Here is a 15,692-nt window from a genome sequence, read left to right on the forward strand (position 1 = left end):
TCCTAATTTAATCTATAATTATTGTCTTCTAATAATCTCTTAAATGAATCTTCTGTAAGTCTATATGATTGTTGTATAGGTTCTTGATAAGCTCCAATCTCATAGCCTTCGAGCAATCTTTTAGAATAATCTGTTGTTAATCTTAATGTACCATCCTCTAATAACCTGCTTGTAAAAGGTATAATCCCAACCTGTCTTAGTGATATTTTGGTAGTATTTTTAATAAAATTATATTTAAAACGAGTTGCTCTGAAAACAATATCGCTACCTGGGATCATATAAAAACCCGGTTCCCAGTTCAATCCTTTTACTTCTATTTCTACACCAATTCTTTCGGATTTAATTTTCTCCCATACATCATCCGCAACAATTTTATATAATGCTTTATAATCTGAATAAGAGCCATCTAATTTTTTATAACGGATACGATCAAATTCAATCCAATAAATTGTTGAGTTATATATAACTGCTATGCCACTATACCCACCACCAGGATAAGTACCGGCAGGTTGATCAATGTAAAGTTTCTCACATAATCTATCCCCATCCACATAATTGCCTAATTGATAAATGTAATAATTATTATCTTTCGGATAACCCCCTTTCCACACATTTACTTGCATTCCTTTTATGCGTTGTATCATTTTATAGTCGGATATTGATATTATTTGATTGTGTGTTATAACATTTATATAGTTGAATTCGATAAAACGAGGAATTAAATACAGAGTTCTATTTTGCCCTACATATACTATTAAATTATAATTAACTAAAATCGATTTCAAAACATCGTTAATCGTTGCATAATTAGAATTTTGCCCATAATAAAATGATAACGCAGCTCTAAATTGATTAAATGGGAAAGTTATATATTCAGTATAATTTATAAGTATTTGGCCTTCGAGATTGCTTAGACATATAAGATTATTGACATAAGGATCATAGAAATAGTGTGTAAAAATATCATAGATAATTTCAGTTATTAATTTTGTATCATCCAAATTATAATTAAAAGGATTAAGTTTTGGATCGAGATCTTTTATTCTACTATATTCATCGATAAGATTTAATCTGATAGATTTTTCCATATAATTCAATTTCATTTTATCTAAGTCTTTGTCAACATAACCTTTCCAGATTAAATTCCCATTTATTCTAATATAAGTATGAATTGACCACCTGTTCCTATATGCGATATAGTTAAATAAATCAATAACATCTTTCAAAGGTTTATCTAATAGACAAAATTCTATATTAATTTCGCCTGGCATCATTATTAGATCGCTATCATCATCATTCCCAATTTTTAACTCGCTCATATTTAATAATTCTGCATTTAAATCAATTCCTTCATCAGGAGGAAGTATATATGGTGTTAATATCATTTCAATCTGTAAATTACCAGCTGGTATTATGCTGTTTATGTATATTTTCTGTACGTAATACATTAATATTGTATTTTATTTTTTCTTAAATTAATTTTATCAATTGCTGTTACAAAATCATATCCGTCAAATCTCAAAGTAAATTCTTTTTGCCAATTATCTAATTTTTCAATCAATAAATCATATCGATTATCATAGACCTGATTATTATAAATCTGAGGTCTTAATTCTTGTTTAAATATTTCTACAAATGTTCGTTCTGGAGCTATAATTTCATTTTCGTAACCTTCTATAAAACCTGTTTCCCCTTTTCTTAATCTACCCCCTGATTGATAGCCCGGCACTTTTACCGAGCTTATCGCATTTACCCTTGCCAAGCCTTGTGCTATTGCTGTTGCTGCAGCTATAGAAGCAAGTGTAGGACCAACAACAGGTATACTCACGAGTGATTTATATGCAGCTTGTGCAGATTGATAAGTATCAATTAATGTTTGAGCAATTGCAAATAATTTATATGCAAGTGTATGCTTTGCAAAAAATAAAGATAAAGCCCCAAACATATTTGAATAAACTTCAAGAGTTGTATTTGCAATTTCTTCATCAAGTTCTGCTTTTCTACGAGCATATTCTTCATTTAAAGCATTTAACATTTCTGTACTATTTTCGTATGTCTTTATTTTTTCCTGTTCTGTTTGATACCATAATTCAATCTCTTGTTGTTTACTCATACGTGCATATTCTAAAATGTTACCATATTGAATATCGGTTAATTCTATATCTTCAGGTTGTTCTAATTCTAATTCTGGTGGTTTTAATTTTAATTTTAATTCTATCTCAGTTTCATTAAGCATATTAATAAGTTGTGTAATATCTTGTCCGTATTGCCGATATAATTGAATCATTTCGTTTAGATGCTTCTTTTTTTGCTCTAATTCTAATAGTTCATTATCTTCAGTAATTTTTAATAATGCAGCTTCATGTCGTTGTTTTTCTGTTAATATCTCACGATTTTTATCAAATTCTTTTTTTAATTCTTCATCAGAAAGTTTAATTACTTTCTGTTTTTGGTTTATTACTTCAGTATATATTTTAATTTTTTCTTCTTCGAGTTTTAATAAATATTCTGTTTGTTTAAGTTGCTCAGATAGTTTTTTTGATTCTTCTGTATCATAATAGTTCTTATACTCATATCCTTCCTTATCTTTTGTGACTATCTCTTTTTTCGCTTTTTGTATATCATTTTTAAGTTTTTCTATATCCTTGAGTATCTTTTCTTTTTGCTTTTCAGCATCATTTAACATCCAGTCGAGCTCATTTTTTTTTGCTTTTAATGCATCAGAGCGTATTTGATCCAATATATTATTAAATGATTGTTCCCCGTTAGATTTTATGTTCTGCCATTTTTCATAAGCTTTTGCAAGTTCATAAAATCCATAACCAAGCGCGGTGACTAATGCACCTATACCTGTTTTAATAAATGCGGCTTTTAACCCGGTTAAAGCAACTCCAAATAATTCAATTGATTTTATTGCTGGCAAAATTCCAGTAACTCTTAAAGTAATAAATGCAGTAGTAATTGATCCAAGTAATCCAATAAACCCACTCAGTTGTGGTGAAATTGTGTTTAATTGCCCGATTATATTAGCAATCATATTAACAAATGGACCAAGAGCCTGGCTAAGCATCTGTCCTGTATTTTCTTTCAAATCTCCAATAGCATTATTCATTCTTGCAATTGCACCAACGCTCGTCTGTCCAATTGCCTCAGCCTGCCCACCTATTCTTTCATTAAGCATACTTAATATTTTGTTAAGATCTCCACTCTTAATTATAGTTTCATCCAGTCCCTTAATATATCTGCCAATTAAACCTGTATTCCCTTGAAATAGATCTGCCATAGCTCGGGCGGCGGTATTTAGATCGGTGCCCATTACTGTTGCAAGATTTGCTGCTTGGAGTGTAGCCTGTTTTGTTTGCTCAATATTTAATCCCATGGCGAGCAACTGAGCCATCACAGTTTCTGTGACTTCATCACCGTATACGGTAGTTTGCTGTAACTTTTGTGCATATTCGGTTAATGATTTTACATTTTCATCGGTAAGTTGATTTGATTGTGCAAGAGCCGTGTTTAATTTTATTAATGCTGCTTCTTGTTCCCGGTAGGCATTTAGATGTGTACTGAAAGCCGAAGCGATTACATTATATGCCTCTTTAAAACCCTGTATTATCTCTCTTGCATTGTTAAACCCCTGCGATATAGCAGTAGTTAATCCATTTACTTCTTGTTTTCCATACTTGAAACTTTTATAAAGTTCTTTTATATTGTTATCAGTTAAATTAAGAGTAGCATTTGCTTCTTTACCATCTATAACTAATTTAAGAATTATTTCATTGGCAGCCATATGGATAATTTAATTTTTTGGTTCACAATATTGTTTATTATCATTTTTGCTGATTGGTTAACTATTAAATTATTTTATAAAAAATAATCATTTATTTTTTATCTTTTTCCACTCTGCAATTCTCATTTTCATTTCATTTAACTCACGTACTTTTATTAAATAATACCAATTATAACACAACTCAAAATCCAATTCATTTATTACATTGATTTTCGATATATCGCCATCTGCAAGCTTGAACAATAAAGGATCTATATCAATTGATGCGGGTTCATAATATTTTATTTTTAATTCACTTAATCTTTCAAGTTCTCTATATGTCCTTTCATATTCTTCATTTAAATGTTTGAAGAGCTTATCGTATTTTTGATCAAGCTTGTTTTTCTCGAAAAAAAATCCTTTATAATTCTATTTATCTCTTCAAAGTCATCTTCGTATAATTCATTAATTTTATTTTGCGATGTATCAAGTATTATATTTAATAAGTCTGTTACTTTATCTTCTGCAAGTAAATTTATAATTATACTTTGTTCGTCTTTAGCATTGGCAGAATTTATTATTTCAAGTATCTTGCCCCAATCTTTTAAAGTATATTTTTGTTTTAACCTATATTCAATGCCATTAATTAGATACATTTTTATCACCTTTTATTTTCTTTATTTCACCTTCTTGAATTATTTTTAAACTATTCAATTCTTTTAATTCGTATTTAACTGAACCATCAGGCACATTACATATAAGCTCGTCATCTGAATAATCAAATCCACCAAGTCGACTGCTTGTATAAAATATTTCAATACCATTTTTATCGTATGTACGCAAAGCATAATTGCCTTTGCCAATTTTAATTTTCAATAACATAATCGCTCCAATTATTAATAACCAAATTTGATTGTACCACCTGTAGTACCTTTAGTATCACTAACATCACCACCATTGCCAGAACCAACCAAAAATGTAATATCATAAATTGGTACACTCCCTTCCAATAATATTTTTAATGTTCTATTACTATCATCTATCATAAATTCATCTGTCTGTGTCAACACATTCGTATTAAAATCGAATTTATCATATAATAATGTAGAATTTTTATCCTGGTAAATTACACTTTCGAGTTGTCCTTTATTTAGTCTTGTTATAAAATCTGATATTGCAGCCTCTCTGCCAGTTATTTCTAATGATATGATTAACTTATCCACCAGGCTGATATTATTTAATGATTTTTGACTTTCTGTTTTTATTTTTAATTCACGTACTGTTATTAGATCTGATGCATTTAATAATGTACCGCCAGGCTTTTCAATCTTATCTGGATTAAAACCTCTATAAATATTTATATCAGTACCATCGTCGTTAATTGAAGGGAAATTAACTGCAGTTTCATTATCAACAGTGTCAATAAAGACTACAGCATCATTGTATGGCAAAGCTCTTTCAAGTGTTATTTTGCAACTACGACCTTCTTGATTGTAAGTCCATTCAAAATCAATCCCAAGCTCCTTTCCACTCACAAACTTAAATACATCTTTATTCGATGCATTTTGTTTTTGTGTTATAATTTGAGTGTCGACATTACCATTAAGCCAGTTAATTAATTTTTTGAATAAAAAGATAGTTGGTTGTAATGTATCAACTTCAACTTTAAAGTTGAGCATATTTCTAAATTTTCGTTTGCGATAATCTTCAACTTGCTTAAAATGTTCTATTGTTAATTTAGCTTCTTTGCGAATCCCCATCGCAATTGGGTCAACTGGTGTGGTTGCTAATGTACCTTTATCGCATAATACTATTTGTTTTAATCCTGCTGGTGAATACATTTTTACCTCAATTTTTTGGTGTTTTTAATTTTAATATTGTCAATAGCTCTTTGATAATTCCCCATGTTGCGAGTCCATTTGCCATAAGTGTTGCAGATACACTATATATAATTATGTAATACCATTCAATATATTCAAACATTCCTATCCGTAACACAAAACCAATAATGCTTATTATTAATGCAACCAAATAACTTACCACTATTGTTAATGTGCCTTTTATTGATAGTTTATTCTTAATAAATTCAGTAATCAATAATATTGCTGTTGCCATGCCATTTAATGATATAAAAGTTGTTTGTAATAATTCTGCTTCCATTTTATCTGCTCCATTTTATTGCTACTATTATAATTGACAATATTATTACTAAAATCAGAATATTAGTAACCTCATTGTTTTTATTTATTAATTGTGTCTTAACTGTATCAATTTTTAAAATTGTAACCGTATCTGGTTTTGCTTTTACGTAAAACTTTTTTGCAACAGGGAAATATTTTACAATTATTGCTGTATCTTTTTTATTAATTTTATCTGCAACGATCACTGTGTCTGTGATAATCTTAGCTTTAATAGTATCTTCTATTACTGGACTTGCTACTTTTATAGTATCTATTTTTACTTTTTCTATATATTGAATTTCTTTACAAGCTATAAGAATTATTAAGACAAATAATATTTTTAATTTATTAATCATTTGACTCGAATAATTTTTTTTCTTCATTTCTTCGTTTAACTAATCCTGGTAATTCTTTTAGTCCAACTGGTGAAATCGCTTTTGTCCACTTTAAGAATTCATTAGCTGCTTCTTTATAATTGCCTTCATTTAATTTTTTTAATAGAGTTGATTTTTTAAATTTATCTGTACCAATATTGAAGACAAAACTTATTAATGCATCAAACTGATTCTGAGTTAAAGGCACTTTTACAAGCTCATTAATAGCTTTTTCAAAATCCTTTAAATCCTGTTTTAATAATAATTCTGCCATCTCTTTATTAATTGTCATACCTGGTTTAACAGTTTTAGTATGCCCATATCCAATTGTTAGTATTCCAGATGGACACCTATATGCTGTCAACCTGAGTCCTTCATATTTTTTTATCAGTTCAATTGCTTTTTCACTTGCCTGCATCTGTCTTAATTAATTTGATTGAAAAAATTCAACAGGTACAACAAAAGTTGCTGCATAACTCCATATTCCCGCTTCTTCTCCAAGCCATTCATCCTGGCTACAATAAACGGTGCGTTTGGAATCAGTCTGATAGCCACTAAGTTGTTCAATTGCATAATCAAGATATTCTTCTGGTTTCATTTCTTCTCTGTATCTTGCAGTTACTACAACCATTATTTCAATATCTCTGTCCTGGGCAATAATATTTTTTACATCTTTCTGTTTGAATGAACTGCCCTTATAAATAACTAAATAAGCTCCAATTGGATGACTCAATTTGTATTGATCAATTGAGATAGGTATTTCAACTGGTATCCTTAATTGTTGTGGTAAATTACTCACTGCAGCTTCCAGATTACTCTTTATCATATTTTTAATTTCTGTAATCATAGCATTTCTAATTTGTCTATATCATATAATCTATCTTGAGATGTTTTATTAATTTTAATGAATCCAGCCTCAGATTTTTTGGGTAGAGATAGAACAATTTCTCCCTTTGCTATGCGCTGAAGTTTCTGCAATGTATCTTCATGTAATTTTACTAAAGATTCTGGCATCTCCAATCTATATCGTCTTTTATATAAATTATAAATCGTAAGATCTACTGTAATTTGTATTAGTATTCCCGGTAGCTCTGCCGGGAATGCTGATTTATCATATAATTGAATCAAGTATCCATCTATTTCGTTTTCAGCATTATTAATAGCTTCATCAAGAACTTGTTGATTAACTGCTCCAAGATTCTGATCATCTGTTAATCTAATTAATTCCTGTTCATCGATATATTTTATTAATATATCTCTATTTATATACATGTTTTTCCTTTAAAGCCCACCGAAGTGGGCTTGTTTAATTTATACCCCACCCAATATATTTATGATTTTCTATGCTAATCTAATTCCTTCAAGCTTTGCAACACTTTTATCGTTTAATAATACAATATCAGCATCAAACTCAACGCTGTGAGTATAATGTACACCAACAAGTCCAAGATCTTTAACTTCAACACCAACATTGGTTGCAATGCTTAAGTCTGCACCTTCACCGAATCTAACAGCATAAATTGAAGTGCAGTCTGTGCTTGTCCCGACGGTCTCATCAAAACCAATAATTAAATTACCGTCTTTGTCATATCCGGCATCTCTGATAGGTATTCCGTTGAAATAAGGAATCAATTGCCCAAATTGATTCACCTGCCACTGAATAAACTCTCTCGCAATTGTGGTTAATCTACTAAGAGTATCTCCATTCATAAATAGTACTTGTGCACCACCATCAATTTTTCGTATTAATTTATTCACAAGTTCCAGAAATTTTTGCTGCGAAGTCTTTGCAGTATTATCATTCCCGAGTGGTATACTTAAACCATTCGTAGCAGCAACTATTTTTTGAGAAGTTGGGACTATATTTTTTAATCCGTCAAATTCAGTTGCCGATGCCTGTCCATTAAAGAAGTATTTTTGGAATTGTTTTCCAAGGCTTTGTGCAAAATTCATTAATTCTCTTGCTCTTACACTTGCAATATCCAAACCTCTTCTTTCATGTGCTCGATCAACTTGAACCTTGTCTCCTAATATTTTAAGTATTGGATTTGCAAATGCAGGGCTAATTTTATTATCTGGATAATCACTATCAAGTGCTCTAAATTGTCCTCCACTTGCAGCAGCTGCTTTACGTGTATAATCTGCATTGCCAATAATAGAGTAAAATTCTGCAAATTCAAGTACAGTTGCTCTTGAGATCATTTGAGTAACTACTTGTTGTGTTAATGTGTCTTGTGCTGATATTTGTTGTAGTTTCATATTATTCCTCTAATTATTATAGTTATTTCATGTTTTTTCTTATTTCCTCTGCTAATATTTTGCTTACCGGAATATCATTTTTCTTTTGATTATTCTTAGTCTCTTCAAAGTCTATCAATTTAGGCATTGAATTAATTAAATCTATTAACAATTCTGATGTCTTTGTTTTAACTCCTTCACTAAATTCATATACAGGAGTTAAGGACACAACTTCAAATAATTTTGTCATAGTATCTTTCATCTTGGGTAATAGCTTGCCATCGGCGATTGCTTTATCAACTTTTTCTGCAAATTCTTTTAATTGAGTTTCTCTTTTCTGTTTTTCTATCTCTTTTTCCAGAGCGGATTTTTCAACAAGCAACTGAGTATATTTTGTCTGGAGTTCTTCAAATTCTTTTTCTTTCTGATCAAGTTTTTTCAATTGCTCTTCATATTGTTTCAATTTAGTTTTAAGTTCTATATATTCCTCTCTCTTAGAAAATTCATGGGAATCCATCCCTTCGGGAGGAGTATTATTATCTCCTTTCTTTGGGAATCCATCCCTTCGGGAGGGGTCGGGGGTGTTACTTTCTTCAAGATCAATATTGCCTTCTGTTTCTATTGAACTGAAATTGTCTTCGTCTTTAAATTCAACATCTGGTAAACCTTTTACCGCCGGCGGCTGTGCACCAAGAAATCCTACATGCCTCAGCGTTCCATCTGGATAAAGGCTTATAGATCTTTTTTTGAAAAGACCTTTGTTTACCATTTCTACGAATTCATTTGCAAGCTGCTTAGGCAATGCATATAATGTATCACCTACTCTCTTCAGCTTTTCGATCCAGCCGAAAGCTGGCGCATTTGTTTTAGGATGACCAATCACAATCGGCGCTTCGTGTTTTTTTGGATCGTAATTCTCAACAATTTTATCTAAATCAGCCTCAGTCCATTCTCTCGTATTACCTGAACTATCAGTATGTTTGCCAGTCTTAAAAATTGAAAACCACTTCATATTAACTCCTTTTTTATAAAGTATTTATTACAAAGTTATTGCTACAAATAAATAAGATATACTGCACGGTTCAAAATATTTGTAACCAAATTCATTTTATATTATGTATAAAATTTTGGAGTCTTAAATGGATTTAAGTGCAGACGTCTTAAAAGTTCTTGCTAATGGGGGAATAGCAATAATTATATTTGTTATATGGTATGTTACATACAAAACACAATCAAAAAACTATACGGATTTAGTTGAAAGATTATTTAAGCAAATCGAGCAAGATTTGAAATATAAAGAACTCCTCATTGGCATTTTGACGCGACTGGAAACTAAAATCGACATTCAAGATAGGAGAATGAGAAATGAGCAGTAACGAATTATTAATTGCAAAAGGTCGCTTAAGCGAATTAAACGAACGATATAAAGAATATGAGATGAAAGCAGATTCTCTTTTAATCCAAATAAGAGAATTACTCAATCCATTCAGCGATTTCCTTGAACTAGATCTAGAAAAAGTATTGATGCTCGTAAAAGAATTTCGCCAACTACAACTTAAAGCAAGAGAATGTAGCGACAAGATTTATAAAATAAAAGAAACTTATAATATAGGTTGAAGATGAAAAATGCAGCTTTATACGAAGAAGCAAAAAGATTATATGTAAACGAAGGTTTTTCAATTGATGCAATTGTAGAACTTTTAAAAAATCATGTCTCAAGAAAAACTCTATACAACTGGAAAGTTGCAAATAACTGGGATGACCAGCGCAAAGCTTATCAGCAGGAAAATGAAGATCTCCAGAAAGAGATTAAAGAAATTGCTCGCATTGCTATTAAAGAAGCTAAAGCTAATCCAACTCCGCATAATATTTATGCGGTTGTTAAAGCACTAAGTGCTCTCAAACTTATGCAAGGAATACAAATAATTGAAGATGGTAATGAAGAGAAAGTCAAAAATATATCAAAAGATACTATTGAATTCATTCAGAAAGAAATATTGGGTTTATAACCGAATCTTTCTGATTCGGCGAAAATGGGTTGAGACAGCTTATTAATTTCGTTTAAAACCCATTTAAAACCCATTTAAAAATTACGATCTTTTTTCGGACGATATAAACTATGGCTTTTTTGAGATCTTGGCTTATAAACGATTTATGAAAGAAATTTGAGGATATATAATGGTTAAAATGGATCAAAATGGGCACATTTATTGGGTTAAGGGTGATACTTTTTATTTTAATCTTATTGCACAAGAAAATAGTACACCCATAGATTTTACAAATTGGCATATAAAGTTTATAGTTTATGATCATAATGATGATATTAAATTTATACTCGATGAAACAAATGGTATTGATTTATCAACACCAGGTTTAATAAAATTTTCAAAAGATTTATCTACTATTAATATCGAGCGTGGAAAATATAAATATGATTTAATCGTTACAAGAGCAAATGGAATAATTGAAACATGGTTAAATAATAAATCATTTATGGTAGAATAAAATGGTAACATTAACATTTATTAATAATAATATTAATTTATCAACTTATATGTCCCCAATAACATTGTCTATTGCAACTTCTCCAATAATAATTAATCAAGGGGATACAAATATAATTGATGATAATTTGATTTTAGAAAATAAAACTTTTAGTTCATATAAAATAAATAGTACATATATACCGAAATCGATTATTAATGCGAAAGGAGACTTAATAATTGGTGATTTATATGGGCAACCATCACGATTACCAATAGGTTCTCCTGATTATATTCTTATAGTGGATCCCAATTCAGATAGGGGATTTAATTTTACAAAAATTATTGACGGTGGAACTTTCTAATTAATATTAAGGAGGATAAAATGCCACAAATAATTAAAATTAAAAGAGGATTACAAGCAAATTTACCAACAACAGGATTAAATGTTGGCGAACCTTTGTTTACAACTGATCGTGGTACTTTACACATCGCTACAGATGCTACAACATTGAAAACTGTTGTACCTGCCATTGAGACTTTAAATACTATACCATCTATATCAGGAGCAGAGGATCTTTTAATAATTCACGATGCATCTGAAACAACAGGGCAAAAAGAAAAGAAAATTACATTTAATGATTTTAAAAGTGCATTGAATATACCGCCAACTTCTACAGATGAAAAAGTTGCAGTTGTTAATGGGGGAACTGCGGGATATATATGGGGGACAGATGGCACAGATGGAGTGATAAGAATGGGGTCTTCTATGCAATGGGCTAAGGATGTAAGCAATAATTATGTTACAATAGATGTTGCTGTAATAGATGGAGGAACATTTTAATGGCTCGGGATAAAATATTAAAATTTCTTCGCACAACAAGAGCTAATCTTGATAATCAAAAATCATTGGGTAATTTAATTCAAGGTGAGCCTTATTTAATAACAGATGAAAATCGTTTTGCAATTGGAATTGCTAATAATAATTATGAAGATTTTGCTAAAAAATCCGAATTAGATTCCAAAAAAAATGATTATGTATCGGCTAATTCAAGAATCCTGGGAAGAAAGTCAACAGGTTCGGGGGCAATTGAGGAATTAACACTAAATGAAATTCTTGATTTTATTGGTTCTGCTCAAGAAGGTGATATATTATATCGTGCTTCAACAGGATGGCAAAGATTACCTAAAGGCACAGATGGGCAGGTATTAACGCTGGCAAATGGATTGCCTGTGTGGAGTAATACAGGTGGCTATAAATCTCTTAAATATCTTACATCGGATTTTACGACATCATCAACCAGTCCAGTGGAAATAACAAACTTAACTCATCAACTCCCAGCTAATAAATTATTTTATTTTAGCGTCTGGTTATTTCCCGATAATAGTAATCAATCTACAATCTATTTTAGTTTTAATATTAATTCAATATTATTTGCTGTGGCAAGACGAAAAATAGCGTCGGCTGAAGTAGCAGAAATTTCATATAATTATCTTAACTATATAATATCACATATCAATAGTTCCCCTAACTATCTTGTTTTGGAAGGCTATGTATTTACAAATGCGAATACTAATGCAATCGTAAAAACATATTGTACAGATAGTAGTTCTCCGGCCATTATTAGGATGGGATCAGTGGTCTATATCGCTGAAATATAGAATAAATTATGAGAATAAAAATAAAAACAAATAATAACATAATTGATTATAAAATAGAAGTTAAATATAACAAATATTTCAATGCTACTAATTATAAAGAAATTATCAATTGAATTTGGTTAAAGCTCAATAAACTTATGAGCAATAACATTAATAAATATTTCTTACAATATCAGATCAATTGGCTGAATGATAACAGTCAAATTAAGGTATGGGAAAAAAGCAGACGCATCGGTGCAACCTATGTGCAGGCTTACGAGGATGTGCGTGATGTTGTGCTTGGTAATGTCCCGGCGGTGTGGTTTTCTTCAGCAGACGAAAGTGCTGCTAAAGAATACATACTGTATTGTGCTCAGTGGGCTAAACTCTTTGACAAAGGTGCTCGTGATTTAGGCGAGCAGGTTCTCGAATCCGACAAATCAATAAAAACATTCACAATTGAATTCACAAACGGCAAACGCATAAATGCTTTGTCCAGCAATCCAAAAGCATTTAGAAGCAAAGGTGGTAAAGTTGTTCTGGATGAATTTGCTTTTCATAATGATGCTGTTCAGCTCTGGAAAGCCGCTAAACCCGTAATCACCTGGGGCTATCCACTTAGAATACTCTCCACTCACAAAGGAAAACAAAGTTTGTTTTATAAATTCGTTGAATCAATTAAAACAGGCAAACTCAACTGGTCATTACATACAACAACAATCTTTGATGCAGTAGAACAGGGTTTAGTTGATAAAATCTATAAAAGACCAACCACAAAAGAAGAAAGAGATGCCTGGTTAAAAGAACAAGAAGAAAATTCCTTCGACCGCACAACCTGGCTCGAAGAATATTGCTGCACTCCGGTTGATGAAGCAATTGCATTCCTGTCTTACGAACAAATTTTTGCCATCGAACGAGAAGGAATCATTGATGATGTAATTCTGAGCCTGCCTGACGGCAAGGAAGCGAAGAATCTTTATATCGGTGTTGACATCGGCAGGAAGAAAGACCTCACTGTTATCTGGATTGCAGAAGAAGTCGAAAAGTTTTTATTTACACGAAAAGTAATTGAGCTCGAACGAACTCCATTCAAAGCACAGAAGGAAATTTTATTTAGTTACTTGAGCTTACCAGGATTTCGCAGAGCTTGTATCGACGCCACTGGTCTTGGTATGCAGCTTGCTGAGGAAGCTCAGGATAAATTCGGACGATTCAGAGTTGAGCCAATTACTTTTACTGGCAAGACAAAGGAAGAGCTCGCATATAATTTATTAAGGATGGTTGAAGATAGACAAATTTTTATTCCGCCTGATAAAAATATCCGGGAAGATTTACATTCGGTTAGAAAAGTTACAACTGCAAGTAATAACATAAGATTTGATGTGCAGCAATCTGAAGTAAGCGGACATGCTGACAGATTCTGGGCATTAGCACTTTGCTGCTATGCAGCCAAGAGCAATGCAGGAATCACATTTGCAAAATCAAAAGGCAAAAGAGAATCCTATAAATTAATTGAAAATTTTTAATGTAGCACAGACTATTAGTCTGTGCCTCAACAAATGAGGTAAATATGGATACAAAAACTTTAACAAGTGAAATAGCAACCAGACAGAATTTTGAGAAGATAGTTACTTATTGGAATATGCTTCCGGATCCTGACCCTATTCTAAGAAAAATAGGTAAAGACATCACAACCTACCGTGAACTGATGACAGACCCTCATCTCTTTTCTACAATACAGCAACGTAAATCAGGAGTACTTTCTCTTAACTGGGAACTTCAACAACTTGATTCTAACCAAAATGAATATGATTTAATTAATAATTTTCTCAATTCTATCAATCTTGAAAATCTTATTGATCAAATTCTTAATACACCACTATTTGGCTTTACAGTTTTTGAAATAATCTGGAAAAAAGATGGCAGCTATTTAATTCCAGAAAGAATTGATGAGAAACCGCAGGAATGGTTTTTCTTCGATCAATATAATAATCTTAATTATAAGAAAAACTTTAATCCAAATCTTGGTACAAATGAAGGCGAGATCATTAATCCGCTTAAGTTTATTTTAGTACAACATAAACCAACATACCAAAACCCTTACGGCGAGCGTGTATTAAGCCGTTGTTTTTGGCCGGTTACATTCAAACGTGGCGGATTAAAATTCTGGATTACATTCACCGAGAAATATGGCAATCCATTTCTGGTTGGCAAACTTCCTCGGGGATCTTCTCAACAAGATATTGATAACCTGCTTTCTTCACTTGATAATATGATTCAGGATGCTGTTGCTGTCATTCCAGATGACTCAAGCGTGGAAATCAAAGAAGCTCAACGCTCCAGCTCTGTAGAAGTTTTCAAAGAGCTTATGAACTTTATGAACTCCGAAATCTCTAAAGCAATTCTTACTCAAACATTAACTACAGAAGTTCAAGATACAGGCACTTATGCTGCGTCTAAAACAATGGGTGATATGCTTGAAAAAGTGCAGCAAGCAGATAAGAGAATTGTTGAAAGAACTATCAACAAAATTATTGATTTAATTTATCAGATTAATTTTAACTCGCCTAATAAACCTAAGTTTATCCTTTATGCCGACGAAGATGTTGATAAACTGCTCGCAGAAAGAGATCAGATATTAGTCAATACAGGAATTAAATTCACCAAAGATTATTATATCCGCAATTATAATCTGCTTCCTGATGACTTCGAAATAAATACAAGCGAAGCTTCAAGCTTCGCTGAAAAAGAAAAAGTAAACGAAGCTTCCAGCTTCGAAAACAAAGACATAACCGATAATATAATCACCCAGCTCCCGGACAAGCTTCTTCAACTCCAGATTGAAAGCACTTTAAAGCCCGTTTTATCGCTAATCGAAAAAGGAGAATCTTACGAAACAATTATGGAAGAACTTGCAAAAACTTATCCGGCAATGTCAACAAATCAACTTGAAGATTTATTAGCAAAACTTCTATTCATAAGCGAAATAATCGGTCGTAATCAATTGTAG

21 protein-coding genes are annotated in these 15,692 nt (G+C 31.5%); 9 read left to right on the top strand and 12 right to left on the bottom strand.

All coding sequences use genetic code 11. The features are described from left to right. Positions 1-2: 2 nt before the first annotated feature. The 12 genes from VJY38_RS05860 to VJY38_RS05915 all read right to left on the bottom strand — a co-directional run bounded on the left by VJY38_RS05860 (position 3) and on the right by VJY38_RS05915 (position 9,570). A complete protein-coding gene (locus VJY38_RS05860) occupies positions 3-1,448 on the bottom strand; it encodes a hypothetical protein (protein WP_353679740.1) in 1,446 nt (481 codons plus the stop codon). Continuing rightward, positions 1,448-3,787 carry a hypothetical protein gene (locus VJY38_RS05865; RefSeq protein WP_353679741.1) on the bottom strand — a complete coding sequence of 780 codons (2,340 nt, stop codon included), beginning with the start codon at positions 3,785-3,787 and terminating at the stop codon, positions 1,448-1,450. The genes VJY38_RS05860 and VJY38_RS05865 overlap by 1 nt, the downstream gene beginning before the upstream one ends. 338 nt (positions 3,788-4,125) lie before the next feature. Then, on the bottom strand, positions 4,126-4,422 hold the full coding sequence (locus tag VJY38_RS05870) for a hypothetical protein (RefSeq protein ID WP_353679742.1): 297 nt from the start codon (positions 4,420-4,422) through the stop codon (positions 4,126-4,128). Beyond that, the gene (locus tag VJY38_RS05875) at positions 4,409-4,648 is read right to left on the bottom strand and encodes a hypothetical protein (RefSeq protein ID WP_353679743.1); all 240 of its coding nucleotides are present in this window, start codon (positions 4,646-4,648) and stop codon (positions 4,409-4,411) included. The genes VJY38_RS05870 and VJY38_RS05875 overlap by 14 nt, the downstream gene beginning before the upstream one ends. A 14-nt stretch (positions 4,649-4,662) precedes the next feature. Then, positions 4,663-5,607 carry a hypothetical protein gene (locus VJY38_RS05880; RefSeq protein WP_353679744.1) on the bottom strand — a complete coding sequence of 315 codons (945 nt, stop codon included), beginning with the start codon at positions 5,605-5,607 and terminating at the stop codon, positions 4,663-4,665. A gap of 7 nt (positions 5,608-5,614) precedes the next feature. Then, positions 5,615-5,926 carry a hypothetical protein gene (locus VJY38_RS05885; protein WP_353679745.1) on the bottom strand — a complete coding sequence of 104 codons (312 nt, stop codon included), beginning with the start codon at positions 5,924-5,926 and terminating at the stop codon, positions 5,615-5,617. Between the two features lies 1 nt (position 5,927). Then, positions 5,928-6,302, bottom strand: a complete 375-nt coding sequence (locus VJY38_RS05890) for a hypothetical protein (protein WP_353679746.1) — start codon at positions 6,300-6,302, stop codon at positions 5,928-5,930. After that, complete coding sequence (locus VJY38_RS05895; protein WP_353679747.1) at positions 6,295-6,738, bottom strand: lysozyme; 444 nt, start codon at positions 6,736-6,738, stop codon at positions 6,295-6,297. The genes VJY38_RS05890 and VJY38_RS05895 overlap by 8 nt, the downstream gene beginning before the upstream one ends. A gap of 9 nt (positions 6,739-6,747) precedes the next feature. Beyond that, entirely contained in the window at positions 6,748-7,167 is a 420-nt protein-coding gene (locus VJY38_RS05900) for a Gp37 family protein (RefSeq protein WP_353679748.1), read from the bottom strand. Then, a complete protein-coding gene (locus VJY38_RS05905; RefSeq protein ID WP_353679749.1) occupies positions 7,164-7,592 on the bottom strand; it encodes a gp436 family protein in 429 nt (142 codons plus the stop codon). Before VJY38_RS05905 ends, VJY38_RS05900 begins: the two co-directional genes overlap by 4 nt. A 69-nt stretch (positions 7,593-7,661) precedes the next feature. After that, a complete protein-coding gene (locus VJY38_RS05910; RefSeq protein ID WP_353679750.1) occupies positions 7,662-8,579 on the bottom strand; it encodes a major capsid protein in 918 nt (305 codons plus the stop codon). 22 nt (positions 8,580-8,601) lie between these two features. Beyond that, the gene (locus tag VJY38_RS05915) at positions 8,602-9,570 is read right to left on the bottom strand and encodes a hypothetical protein (protein WP_353679751.1); all 969 of its coding nucleotides are present in this window, start codon (positions 9,568-9,570) and stop codon (positions 8,602-8,604) included. Between the two features lie 127 nt (positions 9,571-9,697). Between VJY38_RS05915 and VJY38_RS05920 the strand changes: the two genes are divergently transcribed. From VJY38_RS05920 to VJY38_RS05960, 9 genes are all read left to right on the top strand, one after another. After that, positions 9,698-9,934 (top strand): hypothetical protein, encoded by a 237-nt coding sequence (locus tag VJY38_RS05920; RefSeq protein ID WP_353679752.1) that lies wholly within the window; start codon positions 9,698-9,700, stop codon positions 9,932-9,934. Next, positions 9,924-10,175: a hypothetical protein gene (locus VJY38_RS05925; protein WP_353679753.1), complete on the top strand. Its 252-nt coding sequence runs from the start codon at positions 9,924-9,926 to the stop codon at positions 10,173-10,175. Before VJY38_RS05920 ends, VJY38_RS05925 begins: the two co-directional genes overlap by 11 nt. A 2-nt stretch (positions 10,176-10,177) precedes the next feature. Then, positions 10,178-10,567, top strand: coding sequence for a terminase gpP N-terminus-related DNA-binding protein (locus VJY38_RS05930; protein ID WP_353679754.1), 390 nt, complete (start codon positions 10,178-10,180; stop codon positions 10,565-10,567). A gap of 169 nt (positions 10,568-10,736) precedes the next feature. After that, a complete protein-coding gene (locus VJY38_RS05935) occupies positions 10,737-11,063 on the top strand; it encodes a hypothetical protein (RefSeq protein WP_353679755.1) in 327 nt (108 codons plus the stop codon). 1 nt (position 11,064) lies between these two features. Beyond that, on the top strand, positions 11,065-11,406 hold the full coding sequence (locus VJY38_RS05940) for a hypothetical protein (protein ID WP_353679756.1): 342 nt from the start codon (positions 11,065-11,067) through the stop codon (positions 11,404-11,406). 20 nt (positions 11,407-11,426) lie between these two features. Next, positions 11,427-11,885: a hyaluronate lyase N-terminal domain-containing protein gene (locus VJY38_RS05945; RefSeq protein WP_353679757.1), complete on the top strand. Its 459-nt coding sequence runs from the start codon at positions 11,427-11,429 to the stop codon at positions 11,883-11,885. Continuing rightward, positions 11,885-12,703, top strand: a complete 819-nt coding sequence (locus tag VJY38_RS05950; RefSeq protein WP_353679758.1) for a hypothetical protein — start codon at positions 11,885-11,887, stop codon at positions 12,701-12,703. The genes VJY38_RS05945 and VJY38_RS05950 overlap by 1 nt, the downstream gene beginning before the upstream one ends. Positions 12,704-12,840: 137 nt before the next feature. Then, positions 12,841-14,208, top strand: coding sequence for a phage terminase large subunit family protein (locus VJY38_RS05955; protein ID WP_353679759.1), 1,368 nt, complete (start codon positions 12,841-12,843; stop codon positions 14,206-14,208). Positions 14,209-14,252: 44 nt separating this feature from the next. Then, the gene (locus VJY38_RS05960) at positions 14,253-15,692 is read left to right on the top strand and encodes a DUF935 domain-containing protein (protein ID WP_353679760.1); all 1,440 of its coding nucleotides are present in this window, start codon (positions 14,253-14,255) and stop codon (positions 15,690-15,692) included.

The sequence above is a fragment of the Rosettibacter firmus genome, from assembly GCF_036860695.1.
Classification (GTDB): domain Bacteria; phylum Bacteroidota; class Ignavibacteria; order Ignavibacteriales; family Melioribacteraceae; genus Rosettibacter; species Rosettibacter firmus.

Bases quoted from the DNA above. Each gene is read 5' to 3' on its own strand.
- VJY38_RS05865 (WP_353679741.1), bottom strand. From the start codon at position 3,787: ATGGCTGCCAATGAAATAATTCTTAAATTAGTTATAGATGGTAAAGAA.
- VJY38_RS05880 (WP_353679744.1), bottom strand. From the start codon at position 5,607: ATGTATTCACCAGCAGGATTAAAACAAATAGTATTATGCGATAAAGGT.
- VJY38_RS05900 (WP_353679748.1), bottom strand. From the start codon at position 7,167: ATGATTACAGAAATTAAAAATATGATAAAGAGTAATCTGGAAGCTGCA.
- VJY38_RS05890 (WP_353679746.1), bottom strand. From the start codon at position 6,302: ATGATTAATAAATTAAAAATATTATTTGTCTTAATAATTCTTATAGCT.
- VJY38_RS05860 (WP_353679740.1), bottom strand. From the start codon at position 1,448: ATGTATTACGTACAGAAAATATACATAAACAGCATAATACCAGCTGGT.
- VJY38_RS05960 (WP_353679760.1), top strand. From the start codon at position 14,253: ATGGATACAAAAACTTTAACAAGTGAAATAGCAACCAGACAGAATTTT.
- VJY38_RS05870 (WP_353679742.1), bottom strand. From the start codon at position 4,422: ATGTATCTAATTAATGGCATTGAATATAGGTTAAAACAAAAATATACT.
- VJY38_RS05905 (WP_353679749.1), bottom strand. From the start codon at position 7,592: ATGTATATAAATAGAGATATATTAATAAAATATATCGATGAACAGGAA.
- VJY38_RS05910 (WP_353679750.1), bottom strand. From the start codon at position 8,579: ATGAAACTACAACAAATATCAGCACAAGACACATTAACACAACAAGTA.
- VJY38_RS05895 (WP_353679747.1), bottom strand. From the start codon at position 6,738: ATGCAGGCAAGTGAAAAAGCAATTGAACTGATAAAAAAATATGAAGGA.
- VJY38_RS05925 (WP_353679753.1), top strand. From the start codon at position 9,924: ATGAGCAGTAACGAATTATTAATTGCAAAAGGTCGCTTAAGCGAATTA.
- VJY38_RS05915 (WP_353679751.1), bottom strand. From the start codon at position 9,570: ATGAAGTGGTTTTCAATTTTTAAGACTGGCAAACATACTGATAGTTCA.
- VJY38_RS05950 (WP_353679758.1), top strand. From the start codon at position 11,885: ATGGCTCGGGATAAAATATTAAAATTTCTTCGCACAACAAGAGCTAAT.
- VJY38_RS05935 (WP_353679755.1), top strand. From the start codon at position 10,737: ATGGTTAAAATGGATCAAAATGGGCACATTTATTGGGTTAAGGGTGAT.
- VJY38_RS05875 (WP_353679743.1), bottom strand. From the start codon at position 4,648: ATGTTATTGAAAATTAAAATTGGCAAAGGCAATTATGCTTTGCGTACA.
- VJY38_RS05920 (WP_353679752.1), top strand. From the start codon at position 9,698: ATGGATTTAAGTGCAGACGTCTTAAAAGTTCTTGCTAATGGGGGAATA.
- VJY38_RS05930 (WP_353679754.1), top strand. From the start codon at position 10,178: ATGAAAAATGCAGCTTTATACGAAGAAGCAAAAAGATTATATGTAAAC.
- VJY38_RS05945 (WP_353679757.1), top strand. From the start codon at position 11,427: ATGCCACAAATAATTAAAATTAAAAGAGGATTACAAGCAAATTTACCA.
- VJY38_RS05885 (WP_353679745.1), bottom strand. From the start codon at position 5,926: ATGGAAGCAGAATTATTACAAACAACTTTTATATCATTAAATGGCATG.
- VJY38_RS05940 (WP_353679756.1), top strand. From the start codon at position 11,065: ATGGTAACATTAACATTTATTAATAATAATATTAATTTATCAACTTAT.
- VJY38_RS05955 (WP_353679759.1), top strand. From the start codon at position 12,841: ATGAGCAATAACATTAATAAATATTTCTTACAATATCAGATCAATTGG.